This window comes from Novosphingopyxis baekryungensis DSM 16222 (assembly GCF_000420305.1).
In the GTDB taxonomy this organism is placed as follows: domain Bacteria; phylum Pseudomonadota; class Alphaproteobacteria; order Sphingomonadales; family Sphingomonadaceae; genus Novosphingopyxis; species Novosphingopyxis baekryungensis.
Genome location: NZ_ATUR01000002.1, coordinates 183,819 through 206,464 on the forward strand (window position 1 = coordinate 183,819; position 22,646 = coordinate 206,464).

20 protein-coding genes are annotated in these 22,646 nt (G+C 62.2%); 7 read left to right on the forward strand and 13 right to left on the reverse strand.

Features of this window, described 5'->3' with window-relative positions; genetic code table 11:
- Positions 1 to 23: 23 nt before the first annotated feature.
- Genes smc through G410_RS0101000 form a run of 4 tightly spaced genes read right to left on the reverse strand, consistent with a single transcriptional unit; the run spans position 24 to position 5,541 of the window.
- A complete protein-coding gene (smc, locus tag G410_RS0100985) occupies positions 24 to 3,458 on the reverse strand; it encodes a chromosome segregation protein SMC (protein ID WP_022671792.1) in 3,435 nt (1,144 codons plus the stop codon).
- Positions 3,459 to 3,515: 57 nt separating this feature from the next.
- The gene (locus G410_RS0100990; protein WP_022671793.1) at positions 3,516 to 4,271 is read right to left on the reverse strand and encodes a thioredoxin domain-containing protein; all 756 of its coding nucleotides are present in this window, start codon (positions 4,269 to 4,271) and stop codon (positions 3,516 to 3,518) included.
- 24 nt (positions 4,272 to 4,295) lie between these two features.
- A complete protein-coding gene (locus tag G410_RS0100995; protein WP_022671794.1) occupies positions 4,296 to 4,991 on the reverse strand; it encodes a DsbA family protein in 696 nt (231 codons plus the stop codon).
- 1 nt (position 4,992) lies between these two features.
- A complete protein-coding gene (locus G410_RS0101000; RefSeq protein ID WP_028970906.1) occupies positions 4,993 to 5,541 on the reverse strand; it encodes a DUF721 domain-containing protein in 549 nt (182 codons plus the stop codon).
- 26 nt (positions 5,542 to 5,567) lie between these two features.
- On the opposite strand from G410_RS0101000, the gene G410_RS0101005 reads away from it, so the two are divergent.
- From G410_RS0101005 to G410_RS0101020, 4 genes are all read left to right on the forward strand, one after another.
- Positions 5,568 to 6,626, forward strand: coding sequence for an A/G-specific adenine glycosylase (locus G410_RS0101005; RefSeq protein WP_022671796.1), 1,059 nt, complete (start codon positions 5,568 to 5,570; stop codon positions 6,624 to 6,626).
- The gene (locus G410_RS0101010; RefSeq protein ID WP_022671797.1) at positions 6,616 to 7,923 is read left to right on the forward strand and encodes a serine hydrolase domain-containing protein; all 1,308 of its coding nucleotides are present in this window, start codon (positions 6,616 to 6,618) and stop codon (positions 7,921 to 7,923) included. Before G410_RS0101005 ends, G410_RS0101010 begins: the two co-directional genes overlap by 11 nt.
- The gene (gene nudC / locus G410_RS0101015; RefSeq protein ID WP_022671798.1) at positions 7,923 to 8,798 is read left to right on the forward strand and encodes an NAD(+) diphosphatase; all 876 of its coding nucleotides are present in this window, start codon (positions 7,923 to 7,925) and stop codon (positions 8,796 to 8,798) included. Before G410_RS0101010 ends, nudC begins: the two co-directional genes overlap by 1 nt.
- 132 nt (positions 8,799 to 8,930) lie before the next feature.
- Positions 8,931 to 9,311: a response regulator gene (locus tag G410_RS0101020; protein ID WP_022671799.1), complete on the forward strand. Its 381-nt coding sequence runs from the start codon at positions 8,931 to 8,933 to the stop codon at positions 9,309 to 9,311.
- Positions 9,312 to 9,333: 22 nt separating this feature from the next.
- Here the strand turns inward: G410_RS0101020 and G410_RS0101025 are convergent, their stop codons facing one another.
- Both G410_RS0101025 and mgtE read right to left on the reverse strand, forming a co-directional pair.
- A complete protein-coding gene (locus G410_RS0101025; RefSeq protein ID WP_425411238.1) occupies positions 9,334 to 9,726 on the reverse strand; it encodes a DUF1489 family protein in 393 nt (130 codons plus the stop codon).
- An 84-nt stretch (positions 9,727 to 9,810) separates the two neighbouring features.
- A complete protein-coding gene (mgtE, locus tag G410_RS0101030) occupies positions 9,811 to 11,223 on the reverse strand; it encodes a magnesium transporter (protein WP_022671801.1) in 1,413 nt (470 codons plus the stop codon).
- 169 nt (positions 11,224 to 11,392) lie between these two features.
- On the opposite strand from mgtE, the gene G410_RS0101035 reads away from it, so the two are divergent.
- Complete coding sequence (locus G410_RS0101035) at positions 11,393 to 11,842, forward strand: peptidylprolyl isomerase (RefSeq protein ID WP_022671802.1); 450 nt, start codon at positions 11,393 to 11,395, stop codon at positions 11,840 to 11,842.
- A gap of 81 nt (positions 11,843 to 11,923) precedes the next feature.
- Here the strand turns inward: G410_RS0101035 and G410_RS0101040 are convergent, their stop codons facing one another.
- Positions 11,924 to 12,799: a LysR substrate-binding domain-containing protein gene (locus G410_RS0101040; RefSeq protein ID WP_022671803.1), complete on the reverse strand. Its 876-nt coding sequence runs from the start codon at positions 12,797 to 12,799 to the stop codon at positions 11,924 to 11,926.
- Between the two features lie 379 nt (positions 12,800 to 13,178).
- On the opposite strand from G410_RS0101040, the gene G410_RS0101045 reads away from it, so the two are divergent.
- On the forward strand, positions 13,179 to 15,494 hold the full coding sequence (locus G410_RS0101045; protein WP_022671804.1) for a CDC48 family AAA ATPase: 2,316 nt from the start codon (positions 13,179 to 13,181) through the stop codon (positions 15,492 to 15,494).
- Between the two features lie 30 nt (positions 15,495 to 15,524).
- On the opposite strand, the gene G410_RS15120 is transcribed toward G410_RS0101045, so the two are convergent.
- The 3 genes from G410_RS15120 to G410_RS0101060 are packed head-to-tail and all read right to left on the reverse strand — an operon-like array spanning position 15,525 to position 19,765.
- Entirely contained in the window at positions 15,525 to 16,856 is a 1,332-nt protein-coding gene (locus G410_RS15120; protein WP_022671805.1) for an MFS transporter, read from the reverse strand.
- Complete coding sequence (locus tag G410_RS15125) at positions 16,856 to 18,028, reverse strand: phospholipase D-like domain-containing protein (protein ID WP_022671806.1); 1,173 nt, start codon at positions 18,026 to 18,028, stop codon at positions 16,856 to 16,858. Before G410_RS15125 ends, G410_RS15120 begins: the two co-directional genes overlap by 1 nt.
- Before the next feature lie 3 nt (positions 18,029 to 18,031).
- Entirely contained in the window at positions 18,032 to 19,765 is a 1,734-nt protein-coding gene (locus G410_RS0101060) for an acyl-CoA dehydrogenase (RefSeq protein ID WP_022671807.1), read from the reverse strand.
- Between the two features lie 96 nt (positions 19,766 to 19,861).
- Here G410_RS0101060 and G410_RS0101065 point away from each other — a divergent pair, with 96 nt between their 5' ends.
- On the forward strand, positions 19,862 to 20,791 hold the full coding sequence (locus tag G410_RS0101065) for an L-threonylcarbamoyladenylate synthase (protein ID WP_245559275.1): 930 nt from the start codon (positions 19,862 to 19,864) through the stop codon (positions 20,789 to 20,791).
- Here the strand turns inward: G410_RS0101065 and G410_RS0101070 are convergent.
- The 3 genes from G410_RS0101070 to msrA form a co-directional block, all read right to left on the reverse strand.
- A complete protein-coding gene (locus G410_RS0101070) occupies positions 20,788 to 21,123 on the reverse strand; it encodes a hypothetical protein (RefSeq protein WP_022671809.1) in 336 nt (111 codons plus the stop codon). The two genes, G410_RS0101065 and G410_RS0101070, sit on opposite strands and share 4 nt — an antisense overlap.
- Positions 21,124 to 21,166: 43 nt before the next feature.
- Entirely contained in the window at positions 21,167 to 22,030 is an 864-nt protein-coding gene (gene galU / locus G410_RS0101075) for a UTP--glucose-1-phosphate uridylyltransferase GalU (protein WP_022671810.1), read from the reverse strand.
- Between the two features lie 69 nt (positions 22,031 to 22,099).
- Positions 22,100 to 22,636 (reverse strand): peptide-methionine (S)-S-oxide reductase MsrA, encoded by a 537-nt coding sequence (gene msrA, locus G410_RS0101080; protein ID WP_022671811.1) that lies wholly within the window; start codon positions 22,634 to 22,636, stop codon positions 22,100 to 22,102.
- Positions 22,637 to 22,646 lie beyond the last annotated feature (10 nt).

A 22,646-nucleotide genomic window follows, 5' to 3' on the forward strand; every position in this document is an offset into this window, starting at 1 on the left:
AATTACAAATCGGTGCAAGAATCTTATTCCGCCGCCAGCAATTCCTCGGCTGCGCCAAGGTCCACCGAGACAAGGCGGCTCACGCCCTGTTCCATCATGGTGACGCCAAACAGGCGGTCCATGCGGCTCATCGTGACCGCATTATGGGTGACGATCAGATAGCGCGTATCGGTCTCTTTGGTCATCCGGACCAGCAGATCGCAGAAGCGTTCGATATTGGCATCGTCCAGGGGGGCATCGACTTCGTCCAGCACGCAGATCGGTGCCGGGTTCGTCAGGAACTGCCCGAAGATCAGCGCCACCGCGGTCAGCGCTTGTTCGCCGCCGGAAAGAAGCGTGAGCGCGGCCAGCTTTTTGCCCGGCGGCTGCGCCAGGATTTCCAGTCCAGCCTCCAGCGGATCGTCGCTTTCGATCAATTCGAGATGGGCCGCGCCGCCTTCGAACAGGGTGGCAAAAAGGCGTTCGAAATGACCGTTGACGGTTTCGAATGCGGCCAGCAGCCGCTGCCGACCCTCCCGGTTCAGGCTGCCGATCGAACCGCGCAGACGATGCACGGCTTCAGTCAGTTCGGCGGCTTCGCTGCGACTGGTGCCGATTTCCAGATCGAGCGCTTCAAGCTCGTCATCCGCCACCAGATTGACCGGCCCTATCCGCTCGCGCGCCGCCTGCAGCTTGTCCAGTTGCGCCGATGCGTCCGGCGTCGCCAGATCTTCGGACGGCTCGAAATCATGTGCCTGCGGCAAGTCCTGCGGCGGACAGGCGAAGCGTTCGGATGCAATCCGCACCATCTCCATGCGGCGCAGGTCCTGGCTGTCCGCCCGCGCGGACGCCCCGGCCCGTTCTTCCCGCGCTGCCGACAATGTCTCTTCGGCGTTGCCGAGGGCGGATTCGATCTGTTGCAGCAATTCCGCCGCATCTTCCAGGGCGGCTTCGCTGCCGGCCAACGCGTCTCCCGCAGCAATGCGCCGGCGGTCCAGCTCGGCGATGTCGGTATCCAGCGCTTCGGGCCGGTCGGCGATGGTCGCCAGCTGGTCGGCTGTGGTCTTGCGTCTGCGCGCCAGGGCGATCTGGCGCTCCTCCGCCTCGCTCTTGCGGCCTTCATGCGCACGGATATCGGCCTGCAGTCCGGCGCGGCGTTCGCGCGTGCTGGCGATCGACTGGTCGAGCGCGGACAGGTCCGCCTGGTGGGTTCGCAATTGTTGCCGCAGCGCTTCCCCAGCGGCGTCCAGCTCGGCGGTGCGCGTGCGCAGCGCCTGGTCGTCCGGCAGATCCTCCAATGTGGCGCGGGCCTGCCGCAGTTGTTCATCCGCCTCGACCTTGCGGTCGGCATTGGCTGCGAGGCGCTGCTCCAGATCGGCGGCCAGGCCTTCGCTGCGTTCGATGCGGCCATCCAGACGGTCTTTTTCCCGCTTGGCCTGACGCACCGCCTCTTCGGCGGCGCGCAAGCGATCGCGGGCCTGGGCGATAACCGCATCGACGCCTTGCCGCTGTTCGGACAACAGCGCGTCCTGCGTCTCCGCATCTTCGACCGCGCGGATTTCGGTAGCCATCAGATTTTGCAAGTCAGCCAGCCGATTGCGCCGCACCAGCTGTTCGGCAAGGTCTCCCGCTGCGGCAATGGTGACGGTAAAGCCATCCCAGCGGCGCATGCGTCCATCGCGTGTCACCAGCCGCTGGCCCAGCGAAAGCGTTTGGCCGTCATCGGTGTCGACCACCCAGATCTGCGCCAGCCGCGCGCCAAGGGCGGCTGGGGCATCGACATGGTGGGACAGCCGCTCTGCCCCATGCGGTCCGGCCGCATCATCGATGTCTGCGCCGCTCCAATAGCGCACCGCGCCGTCGTCCAGCGCAGCAGCCAGATCATCGCCCAAAGCGGCGGCCAGCGCGGTTTCGTAGCCAGGTGATGCGCGTACCGCGTCGACCGCGCGATTGCCGCCGCCTTTCTGCGCCGCAAGCGCTTGCTCGATCGCGCTGGCCTCCGCCCGTAACCCGGCCAATTTTGAGCGATGGGCGGACAAGGTCTGGGCAAGCCTGTCGGCCTGTTCGGCCATGGCGCGGCGCTCGCCATGCGCCGCATCGCCAGCCGCGTCGGCCTCCGCCACGATGGCGCCTTGCGCGCTGATCTCCTGCTCGGCATCCGACAATGCGTGCTTCAGGGACGCGACATCCGGCAACTCTGCCAACGCCGATTCGGCGCGTTCGCACTCGGTGTTGATTTCCACGAGGCACCGCTTGGCCGCAGCTTCGGCCGCCAGCGCGACTTGCCGATCTGCGTCTATCCGCGCCAGCTCGGCGCGTGCTTTGGCCAGGGCTAGCTCATTTTCCCGTGCTGCCCGATCTGCCGCATGGAGCGCTTTTTCGATCTCAGGGCGTTCGGCCTCCAGTTCGGTGAGTTCTCCCGCCGAGTGCGCAATCCAGCCGCGGAGGTCTTCCAGTCTCTCCAGTGCGGCACGGGCGCGCTTGTCCTCCTCCGTCAAATCGTCGGCAATCTGTTCGGTCTGCCGTTGAAGATCCTGCAGCCGTGCGCCCATCTGTGCGCGCTCGGCCTTCAGCGATGCCAGGCTCGAGTCGAGTCGCGCGGTGTCATCACGAATATGGCTGTGCCGGGCGCGGGCTTCTTCCAGCGCCTTTGCCGCATCATGCCGTTCGATCTGCAGCTTTTCGCGGCGTTTGGCCGCTTCTTTCGCCACGCTTTCCGCTTGCTGGGCTTCGGCCCGCGCTGCATCCGCCGCGCGCCGCGCATCGCGCCAGCGCACATAGATCAGGCGCGCCTCGGCTTGCGCGATCTCGCCCGACAATGCCTTGTAGCGCCGCGCGGCTTTGGCCTGACGCCGCAGGCTGTTGGCACGCACGTCCATGTTTGCCAGCATCAGGTCGACGCGCTGCAAATTGGTTTCTGCGCCGCGCAGTTTTTGCTCGGCATCCTTGCGCCGCGCGTGCAGCCCGGCAATACCGGCGGCTTCTTCCAGCATCATCCGCCGCTCGGCAGGTTTGGCGGCGATCACGGCGGCAATGCGGCCCTGGCTCACCAGCGCGGGGCTATGCGCCCCGGTCGCGGCGTCGGCGAACAGCAGCGCGACATCCTTGGCGCGTACGTCCCGGCCATTGGCGCGATAGGCAGAGCCCGCGCCGCGCTGGATTCGCCGCACGATTTCGATTTCGCCATCGTCCGCGCCGATTGGCCCGGCAGTGCCCTTCGCCGCTTCCGCCAGCAGCGACACTTCGGCAAATTGGCGGGGTGGCCTCGTCGCGGTGCCCGCGAAGATCACATCTTCCATACCGCCGCCGCGCATGGATTTGGGGCTGTTTTCCCCCATCACCCATCGGATGGCTTCCAGCAGATTGGATTTCCCGCAACCATTGGGGCCAACCACACCGGTCAGCCCCGGCTCGATCCGCAGCTCCGCCGGTTCGACGAAGCTCTTGAATCCCGCCAGCCGGAGCTTTTTCAGGTGCATGAAAGCTGGCTCCCAGCCTTGATCCGCAGCCGGCCGAGGGCGGTCAACCGGCGCCTATCAGCGCGCGCCGGCGGTTTGCAGTTCCTGTTGCACGATGCTCCAGCGGTTGCCGTCCAGCTTGCGGCCATTCAGGAAGAAGGTCGGCGTGCCGGTGACTTCCTTGTTAGTCGACGCATCTTCGGTGATTGCCACCAGTTTTTCGATTGCCGGGATATCCGAAAGGCAGGCGCGGGCCTGATCTTCGGATACGCCGCGGGCCTTGAAAAAATCGATCACGTCCATCGCTTCACCCATGGCCAGGAAGCGGCGCTCGGGCGGCTGTTCCATCGCGGCCTGCAGGCGCTGCGGATTGCTGTCCTGCATCGCCATGACGGGTGCCAGCACTTCCTGCTGATTCATATAATTCTGCTCGGTCAGGCCGAAATAGGCGTCCGGGCCGCTGCAGCGGGTCAGCAGGGTGATCGGAATATCGAATGGGGTCAGGATGAAGTTGCGGATTTCGTAGCTCACGCGCCCACTGTCGATATAATCCTTTTTCAGCGGTTCGTCGGCTTCCTTTGCGAACTCGGCGCAGTGGCTGCAGGTGACAGACGCATATTCCACCAGCTTCAACGGCGCGTCGGGGTTGCCCATGACAAAACCCCCTTCCGGCGTTGCACTGACCACATCGCGCCACTGCTGACCTTGTGGCGCGCTGACGTTCGCAATCGCCTCACCGCTGGGCTCCGCCGCCGTTTCCGCCCCGTCATTGCAGGCAGACAGCGCCAAGGCCAAGGCGATGGGGGCGGCTGCGAAAAGTGAAGCTCTGGTCATTGGTCGATCATCCTCGGGATTGCGTTATCGAACGGGCAATAGCGGCTTGAGCGCAGCCCAGCTATAGACGTCTTTCAGCAGCTTGCCGTTGATCATGAACATCGGCGTGCCGGTCACACCGGCGGCTTGGCCCGCTTCCGTCATGGCCGCGACGGTCTTCTGGCTCGTTTCATCGGCAAGGCAGGCATCGAGCTGCGCTGGCGTGAACCCGCGTGTCTGCATCAGTTTGTACAGGCCGCTGTCCTTGGCGATTTTGCCTAATCGCTCGGCATAGGAGCCTTCGAACCAGCTTTTGCGCGTTTCCACGCTGGAGCTTTGCACGGCGGAGAGCCAGACCGGCTGGTTGCGCATGATAAGATGGTGATTGTCGAAAAACTGCGATGATGTGCCGCAGCGCGCGAGCATGGCGGCGGTCAGATCAACGGGATCGCGGATCAGATTGCGCAGCTCGAAGCTGGCGAGGCCACGCTGGATATAGCCGTTCTTGAGCGGCGCTGAAGCTTCTTCTTCGAACATCGCGCAATGCGGGCAAGTGTAGCTGGCATATTCCACGATTTTCGTGCGGGCCGCCGGGCTGCCAAGCAGATGCCCGCCAAGGGGCGTTTCAGCCACTTTTACAGGGGCCGCTTTGGCGGCGGTCTGTGCGGGCGCGGCGATGGCGGCGGAAGGGGCAGCCACGGCCAATGCGGCGGCGGCGAACATTTTGGGAAGGGCAGTCATATCAGTCCTTGTCAGCCATTTGGCGCGCAAGCGATTCGAGCACCGCGGCCAGTTCGGGATCGGCAATATCGCGTAGGCCTTCGCCCAGTTCCATGGGCAAAGGCTTGAGCGATGGCGGCCCCGCATCCCGTTTTACGGGGGTCTGCTTGGGCGGCTGTATAATGCCGTGGATGAACTTCAGCTTGTCGACGGCGGCGTAACCGAAAAACCGGTTCACGCGCTCGATAATCTCCGGCGCGACATGCTGCATCAGCGTGGCGTGCGCGCCCGATACCGTCAGCTCCAGCGTGCCGCCGGAACGTTGACCGCTGGGAAAGCGGATGGCCTGTGGGGCGCTCACTTCGGCATAGCGATCACCCACGATTTCCGGCCAACGCGTCACCACCGAGCTTTGCACGAAGCCGAAGCGGCGGAAGGCGGCCCGGCCCACTTCGGGCATCAGATCGCTGATCGCCTTCGCCTCTCCACCGCGTGGACGCGAATAGGGGCGGGGGCCTTTCGGCCTGGGGGGCTTTTTCGGTCTGCCGCTGCTGGTGGGTGGTTCAACCATAAGGATCGCCATGCCATAGAAACGCAATGCCCGTCGATATCAAAGGGCGCGAGATGATCGCGCCGCGCCTGCTGGCGCATTATGATCGCCATCGCAGAACGCTGCCCTGGCGCGCACATCCAGGGGCGACGGTCGATCCCTATGCCGTCTGGCTGTCGGAGATCATGCTGCAGCAGACAACGGTGGCGGCGGTCACGCCGCGATTCGCGCGTTTTCTGACACGCTGGCCAACTCTTGCCGACCTGGCACAGGCGGACGAGGCCGATGTCATGGCCGAATGGGCGGGGCTGGGCTATTATTCGCGGGCGCGCAATCTGATCGCCTGCGCCCGGCTGGTGACCGAACAATATGGCGGAATGCTGCCGGATAATGAGGCGGCGCTACGCAAGCTGCCCGGCATCGGGGATTATACCGCTGCTGCGATCGCCGCCATTGCTTTTGGGCAACGCGCGGTGGTGGTGGACGCCAATATCGAACGCGTGGTGGCGCGTTTGTTCGCCATCGATGCACCGTTGCCAAGCGGGAAGAAAGCCATCCGCGCAGCCGCCGACGCCATCACGCCGGACAGCCGGGCGGGGGATTTTGCGCAAGGTCTGATGGATTTGGGCGCGAGCATCTGCACGGTGCGCGATCCGCAATGCATGCTCTGCCCGTTGCGCGATGGCTGCGCAGGTTTCGCGGCAGGCAACCCGGCGCGCTATCCGGTCAAGGCGGCGAAAAAGGCGAAGCCGGAACGGTGCGGAACGGCCTATTGGATTGAGCGCGACGGACAGGTGGCGCTGGTCACCCGTCCGCCGCACGGACTATTTGGCGGTATGCGCAGCTTTCCGGACGACGGCTGGCGCGCGGGAGCGGACGGAGACGGCGTGCCTCCCATCGTGGCAGACTGGCAGGTCGCGCGCCGTGCGGTTCGGCATGGGTTCACGCATTTCTGGATAGAGCTCGATTTGGCCCTTTGCATCGAGTTTTCAGCCGATATGGAAGAGGTAACATGGTGGCCGATTGACCGGCTGGAAGATGCGGGCCTGCCAACCTTGTTTGCCAAGGCGGCGACGCGGTTCAAGGAGATGAGACATGCGGCATGAGCGATTGGGCAAGCTGAACCGGCGCGGTTTTCTGACACTGGGCGGCACAGCCGGGCTAGCTGCGCTGGCACCGGCACCGCTTTGGGCCATGGCGCAGCCGGGCGACGATTGGCCGACGGTCAGCGCGAAACTGCGCTCTTATGTGGATACGCGCAAGGTGCCGGGTGCCATGGCGGCGATCGGCTGGGGCACGGATGCGCCGAGCTTTGTGACCGCCGGTACGATTGCGCTGGATTCCGATGTGCCCGTGGACGCCGACACGCTGTGGCGCGTCTATTCCATGACCAAGCCGATCACCGGCATGGCGGCGATGATGCTGATCGGTGACGGCAAGATGCGGCTGGACCAACCGGTTGCCGATTTCATCCCTGAATTTGCCGAGATGCGGGTGCTGACCGATCCGGCCATCACTCTGGAATCGGTGCCGGCCAAAACGCCGATCACCATCCGCCATCTGCTGACGCACACGGCGGGGCTGGGCTATTCGATCATCACCAAGGGGCCTTTGCTGCAGGCCTATCTCAATCAGGGAATATTGCCCGGGGTGGTGAGTCGCCAGCCAATTCCCGGGTTCGAAGGCGGGGCCGATGTGCCACCGCTCGATGAATTCGCGCGCCGTGTTGCCGCTCTTCCGTTGATCGCGGAGCCGGGCACCAAATGGAGCTATTCCATCGGCCTCGACGTGCTGGGGCGGGTGATCGAAGTGGCCAGCGGCATGAGCTTTGGCCAGTTCCTGCAGACGCGCCTTTTCGATCCGCTGAAGATGACCAGCAGCTTCTTCCAGGTTCCCGAAGCGCAGACGGACAGGCTGGCCACCAATTATGCGGTGATCGGCGGACTGCTGATCCCGATCGATCCGGGCGCCAACAGCATTTTTGTCGACAAGCCCGCATTCCCGTTCGGCGGCGCGGGCCTGGTTTCGTCAGCCCGCGATTATGACCGCTTTCTGGCCATGCTGATGGGTGGTGGCACGCTGGACGGCACAGAGGTCATGCGGTCCGATATGGTGGACCTAGGCACATCGAACCTTCTGCCCGAGGGCATCGATCTGTCTTCCAGCTGGATTGCCGGACAGGGCTTCGGCGCGGGTGGACGCGTGGGGCTGGGCGACAGGGCGGGCACCTATGGCTGGGCCGGCGCGGCGGGCACGGTGGCGGGCATCGACCGCATGCGCGGCATCCGCAGCTCCGGCTATCTGCAATATATGCCGAGCGAGATGTACCCTTTCCAGTCTGAATTTTTCAACTGGGTCTATAGCGATCTTCCCGCGATGATGCGCCTGAAGGCGGCAGCCTGATGGCGATCGACCCTGGCTTTTGCGCGCCCGGACTGGACCGTGCCGATGCGCTACGCAGCGATCCCGATGGCTTGCGCGCGGCGATGATGCGGCCCGGCGCCCGGCTTCTGCGGATGAGCGGACTGGATCCGGATATTGGCGAGGATGGCGGCCTGAGCTGGGGCAGTCTGGCCGAAGCCGATCCCGAAGGAGATCTTTTGCTGCTGGGTCTGGATGACGGCGCACCGCGGTTTGCGCATGTCGGCCATGTACTGGCGCAGGGGCAGCCGATCCCGCTGCTGTGGCAGGCGCTTGCCGTCCTGCCGGAACGCGATGCCGCGATCTACGCTAGCGCGCGTAGCCTGGTCGACTGGCATGCGCGGCACCTTTTCTGCGCGCGCTGCGGCGGCGACACGCGCATCGAAAAAGCCGGCTGGTCGCGGCGGTGCACCCAGTGCAGCGCTGAACATTTTCCGCGAACCGATCCGGTCGTGATCATGCTGGCCGAGCATGAGGGCCGTGTCCTCTTGGGCCGACAGCCGCAATTCCCGCCCCGCCGTCTTTCCGCGCTGGCCGGCTTTGTGGAACCTGGCGAGACGGTAGAAGGCGCCGTCGCGCGGGAATTGTATGAGGAAGCCGGAATTCGCGTACATGATATCCGGTATATCAAGAGCCAGCCCTGGCCTTTCCCAAGCTCCCTGATGATCGGCTGTTTTGCGCAGGCAGAAAATGATGTGCTGACGATCGACACAACGGAGCTGGAAGATGCGCAGTGGATTAATGCCGCTGGCGTTCGCGCGGCCATGGCGGGAGAAGACGCTGCACCGTTCATCGCGCCGCCGCGGCTGGCGATTGCTCATCATCTGTTGGAGCATTGGCTCGAAACTCGCGGGTAATTTCGGGCACGCACGGGGCGATCCTAACCAATTTGAAACCTGTGATTGCGCATAACCCTTCTGTTGCATGTCGGAGTTGAAAAGGCGGCCAGGTCTTTTGCCGACTCACCGAGACAGAAGGACGTATGGCAGATGGCGCATATCATCATCGCAGATGACGACGAGATCGTAACGGACATCGTCAGCGAAGCGTTTCGCTCCTATGGCCATTCCATTGGCGTGGTTGGCAATGGGGCCGATGCGCTCGATGCCATCAGCGCAAAGTCGCCGGACTTGGTCATCCTGGACTGCAATATGCCGAAAATGGGCGGATTGAGCGCGCTGCGTGCGATACGCACCCATCCTACCTTCTATCGTGTGCCCATCATGATGCTGACCGGAAACACCAGCTCGATGGATCAGGATATTGCCATCTACACCGGCGCGGATGCTTATATCACCAAGCCTTTCGATCCAGATTATCTGGTGTTCGAGGCGGAAGACATCATCGCGAAATATCAGAAGGCCGCCTGATCCGGCAGCCTTTCCTAGCTATCTAGAGCAGCGCCAGTTTCGTCAGTTCGCCGATCATCTTGGCGGGCATATCGGCCATGGCATCGTCTTCCCCATCCAGGTCCGCCGGCGCATCGGCCTCTTCCAGATAGCGCCAGCCCTGATGCGCGCGTTTGGCCTGGCTGCGCACCGGCACCAGCCTCGGGCTGAGCAGAATAAGCGTGCGGCCGTCCGGCGATTCGCGGAAGCCCAGAATTTCGGAACGTGCCATGATGCGATGCGCGATGATCCAATAAAGCGATCCGCCGACCATTTCCTCATGCCGTTTGGGGCGATAGCGCGTACTGTGAAACAGACCGCCCTCTGCCTGTGCGCGCGCGCGCAACCGCTCGCGCAGCTCGGAAAAGCTGTCGATGCGATAGGCGATTTTGGTCATGTTCAGCGGCATGAGACGCATTTGGGGGCCGATACGCGCCTCGGCAATGGGGCGCATCTCCCCGGCCGCAAGCGGGGGGCGTTGTCAGCCCACCAGTCCGCTCGCCACGGCCAGGCCGAGGAAGATCAGAAAGCCCATCGAATCGGTGATCATGGTCACGAACACGCTACTGGCCACCGCAGGGTCCTGATCCAGCCGATCGAGGATGATGGGCACCATGACCCCGGCCAGGCCGGAAATCAGCACGTTGAACAGCATGGCGCAGGCGATCACGCCGCCCAGCATGGGGTTGCCGAAGGCGAGCCAGGTGCCGATGCCGATCAGTACCGCGATGGTCGCCCCGTTCATCAGTGCCACGCGCACTTCGCGCCAGACGATGCGCGCGGTGTTGGAGCGGGTAAGCTGGTTCATCGCCAGCGCGCGCACCGCCACAGCCATAGTCTGCGTTCCCGCATTGCCGCCGATCGAGGCGACGATCGGCATCAGGATCGCCAGTGCCACCATCGTCTCGATCGCCGCGCCGAATGCCCAGATAATGCCCGATGCCACCATGGCGGTGCCCAGATTGGCAACCAGCCAGCGTACGCGCGCGCTGTAGGTTTCGCGAAGCGGCTCGTTAATATCGCCTTCGCCGGCACCGGACAGCAGCAGGATATCCTCGCCCGCCTCGTCCGAGATAATATGCACGATATCATCGGCCGTGATCACACCGATCAGCCGCCCGGCATCATCGATGACAGCCGCTGAAATCAGCGCATATTTCTGAAAGCGCTGGGCCACCTCTTCCTGATCCATGCCGACCGGAATCAGCGTTTGTTCGCGCTTCATCACGTCGCTGAGCGGAATGTCTCTCGGCGTGCGCAGGATCCAGCTGAGATGGCAGGTGCCGATCGGCCGATGCTGCGGATCGACGACGAAGATTTCCCAGAATTCCGTGCTGAGATCGCCGCCTTCGCGCAGATAGTCGATCAGCTGCCCCACCGTAATATGTTCCGGCACGGCCACCAGGTCGCGCTGCATAATGCGCCCGGCAGATTCTTCGGGGAAGGAGAGCGCACTTTCGATCGCGGCGCGGTCTTCAGGCTCCAGCTCGGCCAGCACCGCCTGCTGGTCGGCATCGTCCATTTCCTCGATAATCGCGACGGCGTCATCGGTCTCAAGCTGGCCTGCCAACCCGGCCACACGCGCGGCGGGCAAGGCATCGATAATGTCATCACGGACATAATCATTGACCTCGGCCAGCACCTCGGCGCTGACCAGATCACCGATCGCTACAGCCAGAACGGCGCGTTGATCGTTCGGTACGATCTCGAACAGATCTGCAATGTCGGCGTTGTGCAGCTGCTGGACGAGGGCGTAAGTCTCCTCTCGCTCCCCGTTTTCCAACGAATCGAGCACGCTGCGCACGAAGCCGGGCGTCAGCAGATTGTCGTCGTCATGCGTTTCCACGCCGCGATCGAACTCATCGTCCCGGGGCAATTCAGCGATGTCGGCCATGGCGCTTTCCCCCTTCGGCTATACTGTAGCGGCGTCACAGCCAGCCTAAACACGCGCACTTGCTGCAATGCAATGGGGCCGATGGCGCAATTATGCCGGAACGGGTGGCAAGCCGGTGCGCTTATCCCTAGATCGCAACGCGAAACAACAACCGAGAAAGCACCCGTTTATGGCAGACCAGACTCTCACGCTCGAACTGGACGATGGCCCCGTGGTCATCAAGCTACGCCCCGATCTGGCCCCCAAGCATGTCGAGCGCATCACCGAGCTGGCCAAGGACGGCTTTTACGATGGCGTGGTGTTTCATCGCGTGATCCCCGGCTTCATGGCGCAGGGTGGCGACCCGACCGGCACCGGCACAAGCGGTTCCGACAAGCCGGATCTGCCGTCCGAGTTCAGCAAGGAATCGCATCAGCGCGGCACCTGCTCCATGGCCCGCACGATGGATCCGAACAGCGCCAACAGCCAGTTCTTCATCTGCTTTGACGATGCCAGCTTCCTGGACGGCCAGTACACCGTCTGGGGCGAAGTGGAGAGCGGCATGGAACATGTCGACGCGCTGCCCAAGGGCGAGCCACCGGCAAACCCCGGCAAGATCAAGAAAGCGACCGTGGCCTGAAGGCCGCTTGCTTCAAATGATGACGGGGGTCGGGAGCAATGCTTTCCGGCCCCTTTTTCTTGGCCAGGCGCTGGCCGCCGGTTAGATTTCCGCCCGGACCAGCCAGTCGTGGAATACGCGCACGGCACGGTGCTCCAGCGCGCGGGGGCGGCAGACGAACCAGTAGCTATAAGGGCTTTTCACCTCGATATCGAACAGCCGGGTCAGCCGTTCGTCGCGGGCATCGGAAAAATGGCTTCCATGCATGATAGCGATGCCTAGTCCCTGCGCCGCGGCCTCGAGCATGAGAGGGCCGGAATCCATCTGGTCGATCGAGCCCGGTTTCAGATTGGGCAACCCGACTTCGCGGCGCCAGGCCTCGAATGTTTCCGGCATCTCGCTGTGCACGAACACCGTCTGGCCCTCCAGATCGCTAGGATTCGTCAGATTCTGCTGTTCGGCAAAGGAGCGGCTGGTGATCGCATAGACGCTGTTGGTATCGAGCCGGCGGCTGTAGAGCTTCTCATCCACCTCGCTGGCGATGATAATGGCCGCATCCACGCTGTCGCCCAGAAGATTTTCCGCATGGCTGGAGGTGACCACATCGAGGTGCAATTTTGGATAGAGCCGTCGCAATTCGCCAAGATTGGGTATCAGCCGTTGCGATCCGAACAGCGGCAACACCCCAAGTTTCAGACGGAAATCGGAATCGCGATCCGTTACCGATTCGACGGCGTCGGCTATCATATCCAGGGCCGGTGACACCGCGGCTAGCAACCGTTCGGCCTCTGCATTGGGCGTCATCGTCTGTGCCTTGCGGTCGAACAATGGCTTTCCAATGAAATCTTCCAGCGATTTCAAGCGACGGCTCAATGCCGGGGCCGAAATGGCAAGATCCGCCGCTGCCGCCTTCGCGCTACCGAGATTCACGGTCCGAACGAAAGCTTCGAGAGCACGTAAGGGGGGAAGGCGTCGCATTTGTCTTCTGTCTCAATGATATATTGCGTTGCAGCAGTGGAGCGGCGGGCGAAAGTGGCGGATTACCGTGCGAACAAGGTGCCACCGATTGCGTATTATGCAAGACAAATGATTCCTTTCGCACTTGCACAATAAATTCGCTGCCTGCATAACACTCGTGCCTTTCAGGCATCCTCTCCTAAGACTTTCAAGGGCCGGTTTTCGAACCGGCCTTTTTTTTGTCCTGCTTCGGCGGATGGGTAGTGGATAACGCGAAGGTCCTCCTTTCAGGGCAGGGCGACGCGCATCTGGCGGATCATGATGGCAGGCGGCCCCCTCGCAACTTCCCTTCGTCAGCACCATTATAGATGCGAGCGAACAATCGACGAGAGGGAGCCACATGGCTGATGATGAGCCGCAGACCCCGCCCATGGCGGGCCGCAAACTGCAGGTCGCGAATGCGAAAAAGGAAGATAGTGGACGCGGGCTGGCCCGCCTGTCCCGTCAGGTCATGGCCTCTCTTGGCCTGGTGCAGGGCGATATTGTCGAGATCGAGGGCAAACGGTCCACGCCAGCGCGCGCGGTGGATCCCTATGCTGAAGATGAAGGATTGGAGATCATCCGTATCGATGGTCTCCTTCGCATCAACGCCGGCGTAGGCGCGGGTGAACATGTGACCGTTAAAAAGGCCGAATCGAACCCGGCTACACGGGTGGTCCTTGCCCCAGCGCAGCGCGATCTGCGCCTGCGGGGCAGTTCGCAGGCGCTCAAGCGCACCTTCATCGGTCGTCCGATGGTGGCGGGAGACGTAGTGGCCACCGCGGGGCAACGTCGCGTCGACCCCAGCGAGATGCCGCCCCAGTTGCGCCAGATGATGAATGCGCCAGCCTTCTCGTTGACGGAGATTCGCCTCAAGGTGGTATCCACTACGCCCAAGGGTCTGGTGCATATCGATGAGACCACAGAGATCGAGCTGCGCAGCGAGTATACCGAGCCGAAAGAAGGTCGCCGCGCCGATGTAACCTATGACGATCTCGGTGGAATGACCGAGACGATCGATCAATTGCGCGAAATGGTCGAGCTGCCGCTGCGCTATCCAGAGCTGTTTACCCGCCTGGGCGTCGATCCGCCGCGCGGCGTGCTGCTGCATGGCCCGCCCGGCACCGGCAAGACCCGGCTGGCGCGCGCTGTCGCCAACGAATCGGACGCCAATTTCTTTCTGATCAACGGGCCGGAGATCATGGGGTCCGCTTATGGCGAATCCGAAAAGCGGCTGCGTGAAGTGTTCGAACAGGCAACGGAAGCTGCGCCGTCCATTCTGTTCATCGACGAGATCGACTCGATCGCGCCCAAGCGTGATCAGGTGCAAGGTGAGGCGGAAAAACGCCTCGTCGCCCAGCTTTTGACGTTGATGGACGGCCTCGAGCCGCGGACCAACTTGGTCATTATCGCGGCCACGAACCGGCCGGAAGCCGTGGACGAGGCCCTGCGCCGTCCGGGGCGGTTCGATCGTGAAATCGTGGTCGGCGTTCCAGATCAGGCCGGTCGGCGGGAAATCATGGCCATCCACACACGCGGCATGCCGCTTGGGGAAAAGGTCGATCTCGACGAACTGGCGCGCACAACATACGGATTTGTCGGTGCCGATCTGGCCGCATTGGCGCGGGAGGCTGCGATCGAAGCCGTCCGGCGCATCATGCCGAAGATCAATCTGGAAGAAGGCACCATCCCACCCGACGTGCTCGCATCCCTCGAAGTCACGCGCGAGGACTTTATGGAAGCCATCAAGCGCATCCAGCCGTCTGCGATGCGCGAGGTCATGGTCCAGGTGCCGCAGGTGCGCTGGGAAGATGTCGGCGGATTGGACGATGCCCAGCGCCAACTGCGCGAGGGCATCGAGCTTCCGCTGCGCAACCCCGACGCGTTTCGCCGTCTCGGCATCCGTCCGGCCAAGGGCTTTCTGCTCTATGGCCCGCCCGGTACCGGCAAGACACTGCTGGCCAAGGCGGCCGCGCGGGAGAGCGAAGCGAATTTTATCGCGACCAAAAGTTCGGACCTGTTGAGCAAATGGTATGGTGAGAGCGAGCAGCAGATTGCCAAGTTGTTTGCCCGTGCCCGGCAAGTGGCGCCGACTGTCATCTTCATCGATGAAATCGATTCGCTGGTGCCCGCCAGGGGCAGCGGTGGCGGCAGCGAACCGCAGGTTACCGAACGCGTGGTCAACACGATCCTGAGCGAAATGGACGGTCTGGAAGAGCTGCAGTCGGTCGTTGTTATTGGCGCGACAAACCGACCCACCCTTGTCGACCCTGCCTTGCTGCGGCCAGGACGGTTTGACGAGCTGATCTATGTGTCGGTGCCGAGCAAGGATGGACGCCGCCGCATTCTGTCTATCCATACCGGCAAGATGCCGCTCGGATCGGACGTCGATCTGGACGAGATCGCTGAGCGGACGGAGCGTTTTACCGGAGCCGATCTGGAAGATCTGGTCCGCCGGGCCGGTCTGTTCGCCCTGCGCGAGGGGGGAAGCGATGTGAGTGAAGTGGGCATGAGCCACTTCAGTCAGGCGCTCAACGCCAGCCGCGCATCGGTAACGGAAGAGATGGAAGAGGAATATCGCACCATCGAATCCAAGCTGAAACAAAATGCCATGCGTGCGCAGTCGATCGGCTTCGTGACGCCGGGCATGTTACAAAGCCGTGGGGACAAGGACTAAGGCGCGCAGGGGGAAGCTGCCGCCTGCGCGTCAGGCTTCCCCCGTTTCCACCGTGAGCGTGAAAAACCCCCACAGGAACACGACAGCGGCAATGCTGGCGGCCAATATGAAGACGCTCCAGCTGTTCTGATTGTAGATAAACACGCCGAAGCTTGGCCCCAGGATGAACGCGGCGCCATTGATCGATGCCACCATACCGGCGACCGCGCCCTGATCTTCCGGGGCCACGGCTAGCGAGGCCCCTGCAGTAAAGCCCGGACGGAACAGTGCAAAGCCGAGCGAGGCGATGCCGAAGCCCGCTGCGATATGATACAGGCTATCGGCAGCGCCCATCATCAGCGCGCCGCCGGCGATGAAGACCATACCGAACAGGATGCATTTTCGCGGGCCCATTCTTAACATCGGGATAATGCCCCATTGTGCGATCAGCGTGGCCGCCGCGCCCACCGTCAGGACAAGGGCCGTTGGCTCATAGGCTTCGGCCGGCGTCGCCCTGAGACCAAGCCGATCGAGCACGAGAAAGCCAGCAACGAAGCTCAGGATCGCCTGAGCGTGGCCGCCCACCAGCCCCACGGCGAGCCAGTTGCGCACGCGTGGGTCGAGCCATTGGAGCCGAGTCCGCTCGACGGTGCCGTCCGGATCGGCCGCGATCGAACTGGGGGCTGCACTGGCAAAAGGTTCACTGCTGGCAAAGCTTTGGGTTGAAAAACGGGGATCATCGGTCGGAAGCTTCAGCCGCAGGGCAATGATGACGACAAAGCCGATGAGCGCAAATACGAGCATGGGGCCGGCATCGTCGACGATCGGCAAAATGAAGAACGGTGCCAGAAATGGGCCGATGATCGTTCCGAGACCAAAGCTGCTGGCAATAAGGGACAGGGATTTCGTGCGCTGCTCCCGGTCGGTGCGGGCAGCGACATAAGCCTGGACCGCCGGCGGGGCGGCCGAGCCGAACGCGCCGAAGATGGAGCGGAAAAGGGCAAAGACAATCAAGGTGACCGCGCCGCTCATCAGGCCGTTGAGACCGGCGAAAAGCACGAGCCCGCAACAGAGCATCGAAATGGAAAAGGCCGTGACGCCAAGGGTCATAAGGGCTTTTCGTCCGCGCCGGTCCGACAGGCGTGCCCAGCGCGGTGCGGTAATGACCCAGAGCAGCGCGCTCCATGTGAAGGCGGCACTGATCCAGTAATCTGCCACGCCGAGCTGCGTGCCGATCGCCGGCAGCACGCTCTGCATGGCCGTGTTGCCCGCCGCGCTGATCAGCATCACCATGAACAGCACGGTCATGCGTGATGTCGGAATGGCATCCGGGTTGGCGAGCTGCATATGCTTTGGCGGTTCCTGAACAGGCGCGTCCGGCATCAGTCTTCCGTGCGCCCGATGCCGCCGCTGACGGTTTTGTCCATCGTGCTGACCAGAAAATAGGCGACGCTGCGATAGATCCGGGTGAAGAACCCGTTATTCTCATCATGGATCTGCTTGGTGACGTGGATGGATTCCTCGGCCATCCGGTCGATCCGTTCGCGGATATGGGCGGCAGCCTCCGGGCTTTCGATCCGCACCATGATTTCCAGATTCACGAACAGGCTGCGCGCATCCATGTTCGAGCTGCCGGCATAGACGATGTCGTCGATCACAACGCATTTCATGTGCAGCCGACGTGGCTGATATTCGTAGATATCGGTCTTGCGCTTAAGCAAGTAGCCATGCGTCAGACGATGCGCGGCGATGGTGATCTGATGATCCGTTTTGCCGGCGAGGATGAGCCTTGCCTTGCCGCGCCGTGCGACCTTGGCGATCCGACGCATGATGCCGCGACCGGGGGAAAAATAGGCGGCAACCATGTCGAGCTGTTTGCCTTTTTCCAGATCACGCTTGAGCGACCGCACCCAGGGACTGAGCCGACCTGGCCCCCCGATGGTCCATTCCACTTCGCCCTTGTCACCATGCCAATGGCGCACCAGGCGCCGGACATCGCGCAACCGCACCTTCTTCTGCTTGGCAATCTCGATCAGTTTTTCATAATAATCACATAGCTGGCAGGCATCGGGGCCGGAAACGAGCACCCCCATATCTTCCCAGCTGTTTTCTGGCGGCTGGGCCTTGTCGAAATAGCCCGCAGCCATGTTGAAGCCGCTGACAATGGCGTGCTGCCCGTCGACGATCAGGATTTTCTGATGGTTGCGGATCAGGGCTTTGGTGGACCAGGCAGCGGAAAATTTATGCCAGGTGCCACCTTCGCGTAAGAATTCGTTGAAGAATTCGTCCGGCGTTTCATCGCTCCCGACGGCGTCGATCACCAGCTGGACGTCTACGCCGCGTTTGCATGCACGGCATAGCGCCTTCATGAACGCTTTACCGACCTCGTCCTCGCCGACGAAATAGAAAAACGTCCGGATCTGTTTCTCGGCCATATCGATCAGGCCGATGACAGCGTTCAACCGGTCCCCCGGTTCGTGAAAGAAGCGGACCTCATTGTCCTCCACCGCAAACACGGGCACGTCGATCGTGCGCGGATCGGGATATTGGCCCACGGATCAGGCCGCCAATTCGGCGGCGGTCAATGCATAAAGCGGGGCTTCTCCGGCCATCGCCGCGCCTTCCAGGCCGGTCGCTTCGGGCACCATGGCGGCGATATAATAGTCGGCGGCCGCAATTTTCGATTTCAGGAAGGGGTCATTGCCTTCGCCCAGTTCCTGCATTGCTGCGCTGCGCTGCCTAGCCATCAACCATCCGCTGACGAGCGTGGCATACATCGTCAAAAAGGGCACGCTGCCGCCCAGCTTGTCGTCGATGCTGGCATCATTCTGCATCCATTGCATGACCCGCCCGGTGGCCGCGGCCAGTTGCTTCAGGGGAGCGCTGTCCTCGACCTCGGCCGTGATCATTTCCAGCAGGCCGCGCATGCTTTCGCCGCCATTCATGCTCATTTTTCGCCCGACCAGATCGGCGGCCTGAATGCCATTGGTGCCTTCATAGATCGGCGCGATCCGTGCATCGCGATAATGCTGGGCCGCGCCAGTCTCTTCCACAAAGCCCATGCCGCCATGGACCTGAATACCCAGACTTGCGATCTCGATGCCCATGTCGGTGGCATAGGCCTTGGACAGAGGGGTCAGCAAATCGGCCAGCGCCCGCGCGTCTTCATCGCCAAGCGTGGCCCGGTCCACCTGACCGCTGGCATAATAAAGCAGCGCCCGGATGGCCTGCGTGCCGGCCTTCATGCGCAAAAGCATGCGGCGCACATCCGGATGGTCCAGAATGGCAATCGGATCGCGGCTTTCTCCACCCGCGCGCGCGGACTGTACCCGTTCGGCGGCGAACGCCAGCGCCAGCTGCGTTGCACGCTCGCCGATCTGCACACCCTGCAGACCGACATTCAGGCGGGCATTGTTCATCATGGTGAACATGGCGCGCATACCGCCATGCTCCGGCCCGATCAGGTAGCCGATGCTGTCTCCGCTTTCGCCATAGGCCAGCACACAGGTGGGCGAGGCGTTGATGCCGAGCTTGTGCTCGATCGACACCGTCTGCACATGATTGTCCTCGCCGACCGAACCATCGTCATTCACCCGGTATTTGGGCACCAGAAACAAAGAGATCCCGCGCGTGCCAGCAGGCGCATCAGGCGTACGCGCCAGAACGAGATGGACGATATTCTCCGCCATGTCATGGTCGCCAAAGGTGATGTAAATCTTCTGGCCCTTGATGTTCCAGCCGCCATCCTCGCGCGGGGTGGCGGTGGCGGTCAGCGCGCCAACATCGGAACCGGCCTGCGGCTCGGTGAGGTTCATCGTACCGGTCCATTCGCCGCTGGCGAGCTTGGGCAGGTACAGATCCTTCTGCTCCTGACTGCCATGATGCGCGATCGCCTCGACTGCGCCGACGGACAGGATGGGGCAGAGTGTGAGCGCCATATTGGCCGCGCCCAGGCTTTCCAGAGATACCGTAGCCAGCGAAAAGGGCAGGCCCTGGCCGCCAAAATCGGCGGGCGCAGCGATCCCGGCCCAGCCATTCTGTACATAGGCGTCCCAGGCCGCCTTGTAGCCATCGGGCATGACCACATGCCCATCCTTCATCCGCGCACCGACGGTGTCTCCGATGCGATTGAGCGGTGCAAATTCCTTTTCCGCAAATTCCCCGGCGCCTTCGACGATCGCCTGAACCATATCCGGCGTGGCATCGGCAAAGCGATTATGGCCGGCCAGTTCATCGATGTCGGTAACATGCTTCAGGACAAACAGCTGCTCGCGGGTGGGGGCGGTGAACATGGGGCAAGGTGCTTTCATTATAAAATGGCCAGTCTGCTATAGATATGGTGCGCCAGAGTTGCAAAGCACGGCGATGCAATGAATGGAGCGGGCCTGATGCCGATCGAACCAGCCAATGATGCCAGCATTGCCCGCGCCGCTGATTTGCTGCGCGCCGGACAGGCGGTCGCACTGCCAACGGAAACGGTCTACGGGCTGGCCGCCGATGCCGCCCGGGACGATGCGGTGGCGCAAATCTACCGGATCAAGGGGCGGCCCAGCTTCAATCCGCTGATCGTGCACATCCGGGACATGGAGCATGGGGAACGGCTGGCGCATTTCGATGACCGGGCCCGCGAACTGGCGCAGCGCTTCTGGCCAGGGCCGCTCACCCTGGTGTTGCCAAAACGGGCCGAAGCGCCACTTGCCGGTGCCGTAACGGCGGGTTTGCCCACCATAGCCCTTCGCTGTCCGGCTCATCCCGTGATGCAGGCGGTACTGCAGGCATGTGGTCTTGCACTGGCAGCGCCATCGGCCAATCGCAGCGGTGCGATCAGTCCTTCGCTGGCGGGTCATGTCGCTGCATCGCTTGGGGATCGGGTGCAACTGGTTCTCGACGGCGGACCGACCCAACAGGGTGTCGAATCCACGATCGTAAAGCTGGAAAAGGATGGCTGGCGGTTGCTGCGTCCCGGGCCCTTGTCGGTTGAGGAACTGATCGCAGCGTCAGGGGGCGGACCGATCAAGGCTGCAGGGCAGGGCATAGAAGCGCCAGGACAACTTGCCAGTCATTACGCCCCCAGCAAGCCGCTTCGGTTAAACGCGCTGCGGGCAGAACCGGATGAATGGCTGATCGGCTTCGGTGTAATTGGCGGTGACGATACGCTATCACCGGCGGGCGATCTGGCAGAGGCGGCCGCGGGCCTATATGCTGCGCTTCACCGCGCCGATGCCAGCGATTTCAGCCGGATTGCCGTGGCACGGGTGCCACATGATGGAATCGGCGCTGCGATCAATGATCGACTGAACCGGGCATCCGTCCGTTAAACCGGCTCGCTCGATAGATCGTCGATTTCGCGCTCTATCTCGTAAAGATCGTCACAGGCGTTGCTGCGGGCATCGCGATCACATTTCTTGCGCAGTTTGTCGCGCTCCCGCGCCAGTTTGCCCAGACGTTCCTCGCGTTCGCGCAGTCGCTTGCCCCGCTTCTCATCGCGTTCGGACTGGCTCGTGGTAACGGCATCCACGCCGGATCCGACAGCGTTCACGCCGGTCTTCGCAACCTTGACGGGCAGGGTTACGATATCCGCCACTGTGCCGAGACATCCGCCCAGAAGCGGAACGATCAGAAGGGTGGGCAAAAGGCGCGATAGGGACATGGGCAGGAGCCTAGCCTGCCGGAGATATTCGTCCAGTGAACAATTAATTCAGCAAATCGATGGCAAAGGCGCGAATCTCGTCTTTCATGTCGTCGCGTTCCATCGCCAGTGCCAGATTCGCCTGAATGAAGCCGCTCTTCGATCCGCAATCATAACGCTTGCCGTCGAAGGTATGCGCGTGAAATGGCTGCTCGCCGATCATCTTGGCCATGGCGTCGGTAAGCTGGATTTCGCCGCCTGCGCCCGCTTGCTGCGTTTCGAGAACGCGCATGACTTCCGGCTGCAGGATATAACGGCCCGATACGATGAGGTTGGATGGGGCATCGGCCACCTCAGGCTTTTCAACCAGACCCTTCACCTCAGTCAGGCTGCCTTTGCGCTCCCCTGGATCGATCACGCCGTAGCTCGATACCTTTTCGTGCGGTACTTCGAGCACGCTGATCATGTTCCCGCCCACCTGTTGATAGGCATCGACCATCTGCTTCATGCAACCGGGGCTGCCATGCATCATCTCGTCCGGGAGGAAGATGGCGAAGGGTTCATCACCCACAATATCGCGCGCGCACCATATGGCGTGGCCAAGGCCAAGTGGTTCCTGCTGGCGAACATAGGCGCAATTGCCCGGCGTCAGCCTTGTGCCAGCCAGCGCGCTCATATCCTTGCCGCGCGCGGTCATGGTGGCTTCCAGCTCATAAGCGATGTCGAAATGATCTTCGATCGCGCTCTTGCCGCGGCCGGTAACGAAAATCATCTGCTCGATACCAGCCTCGCGGGCTTCATCGACGGCGTATTGGATCAAGGGTCGATCGACGACCGCCATCATTTCCTTCGGGACTGCCTTGGTGGCCGGCAGAAAACGCGTGCCAAGTCCGGCAACAGGAAAAACAGCTTTGCGGATCGGTTTCATTGGTAGCCCCCTACAAATACAAGATGCCCCTACTTACGCAGGGGCATCCAGAATTTTCAACCGGTCTTCTCAGGCGTTCTCACGGAGCCGATCGGCAAATCCTTTTTTCAGTTTCTGCAATTTGGGCGGAATAATTGCCATGCAGTACGGATTGCCGCGGCCTTCCCCTTCCCAATAGTCCTGATGATAGTCTTCCGCCGGATACCATGTCGTGGCTTCCTCGATCGTCGTGACGATTTCGCCCGACTGATCATTTGCGGCGCGATCAATCGCGGCTTCGGCTTCACCTTGCTGATCACCGTTCAGGGGGAACATCGCGCTGCGATATTGTGTGCCGACATCGTTGCCCTGGCGGTTCAGCTGCGTCGGATCATGGGTGGCGAAAAAGATGTCTGCCAGATCACCATAGCTGATGACCGCCGGGTCATAAGTAACCCGGATTGCCTCGGCATGGCCCGTGCTGCCCGAGCATACCTCACGGTATGTCGGGTTTTCGACATGCCCGCCAATATAGCCGCTTTCAACGCCGCTGACGCCGCCAAGCTGCTTGAACACCGCCTCGGTGCACCAGAAGCAGCCGCCTGCAAAAATTGCCTGTTCGCTCATATTATGTCCT

What these genes read in the sequence shown, in the direction of transcription:
- smc (WP_022671792.1), bottom strand. Translation starts at nt 3,458, where the DNA reads ATGCACCTGAAAAAGCTCCGGCTGGCGGGATTCAAGAGCTTCGTCGAA.
- G410_RS0100990 (WP_022671793.1), bottom strand. Translation starts at nt 4,271, where the DNA reads ATGACCAGAGCTTCACTTTTCGCAGCCGCCCCCATCGCCTTGGCCTTG.
- G410_RS0100995 (WP_022671794.1), bottom strand. Translation starts at nt 4,991, where the DNA reads ATGACTGCCCTTCCCAAAATGTTCGCCGCCGCCGCATTGGCCGTGGCT.
- G410_RS0101000 (WP_028970906.1), bottom strand. Translation starts at nt 5,541, where the DNA reads ATGGTTGAACCACCCACCAGCAGCGGCAGACCGAAAAAGCCCCCCAGG.
- G410_RS0101005 (WP_022671796.1), top strand. Translation starts at nt 5,568, where the DNA reads ATGCCCGTCGATATCAAAGGGCGCGAGATGATCGCGCCGCGCCTGCTG.
- G410_RS0101010 (WP_022671797.1), top strand. Translation starts at nt 6,616, where the DNA reads ATGCGGCATGAGCGATTGGGCAAGCTGAACCGGCGCGGTTTTCTGACA.
- nudC (WP_022671798.1), top strand. Translation starts at nt 7,923, where the DNA reads ATGGCGATCGACCCTGGCTTTTGCGCGCCCGGACTGGACCGTGCCGAT.
- G410_RS0101020 (WP_022671799.1), top strand. Translation starts at nt 8,931, where the DNA reads ATGGCGCATATCATCATCGCAGATGACGACGAGATCGTAACGGACATC.
- G410_RS0101025 (WP_425411238.1), bottom strand. Translation starts at nt 9,726, where the DNA reads ATGACCAAAATCGCCTATCGCATCGACAGCTTTTCCGAGCTGCGCGAG.
- mgtE (WP_022671801.1), bottom strand. Translation starts at nt 11,223, where the DNA reads ATGGCCGACATCGCTGAATTGCCCCGGGACGATGAGTTCGATCGCGGC.
- G410_RS0101035 (WP_022671802.1), top strand. Translation starts at nt 11,393, where the DNA reads ATGGCAGACCAGACTCTCACGCTCGAACTGGACGATGGCCCCGTGGTC.
- G410_RS0101040 (WP_022671803.1), bottom strand. Translation starts at nt 12,799, where the DNA reads ATGCGACGCCTTCCCCCCTTACGTGCTCTCGAAGCTTTCGTTCGGACC.
- G410_RS0101045 (WP_022671804.1), top strand. Translation starts at nt 13,179, where the DNA reads ATGGCTGATGATGAGCCGCAGACCCCGCCCATGGCGGGCCGCAAACTG.
- G410_RS15120 (WP_022671805.1), bottom strand. Translation starts at nt 16,856, where the DNA reads ATGCCGGACGCGCCTGTTCAGGAACCGCCAAAGCATATGCAGCTCGCC.
- G410_RS0101060 (WP_022671807.1), bottom strand. Translation starts at nt 19,765, where the DNA reads ATGTTCACCGCCCCCACCCGCGAGCAGCTGTTTGTCCTGAAGCATGTT.
- G410_RS0101065 (WP_245559275.1), top strand. Translation starts at nt 19,862, where the DNA reads ATGCCGATCGAACCAGCCAATGATGCCAGCATTGCCCGCGCCGCTGAT.
- G410_RS0101070 (WP_022671809.1), bottom strand. Translation starts at nt 21,123, where the DNA reads ATGTCCCTATCGCGCCTTTTGCCCACCCTTCTGATCGTTCCGCTTCTG.
- galU (WP_022671810.1), bottom strand. Translation starts at nt 22,030, where the DNA reads ATGAAACCGATCCGCAAAGCTGTTTTTCCTGTTGCCGGACTTGGCACG.
- msrA (WP_022671811.1), bottom strand. Translation starts at nt 22,636, where the DNA reads ATGAGCGAACAGGCAATTTTTGCAGGCGGCTGCTTCTGGTGCACCGAG.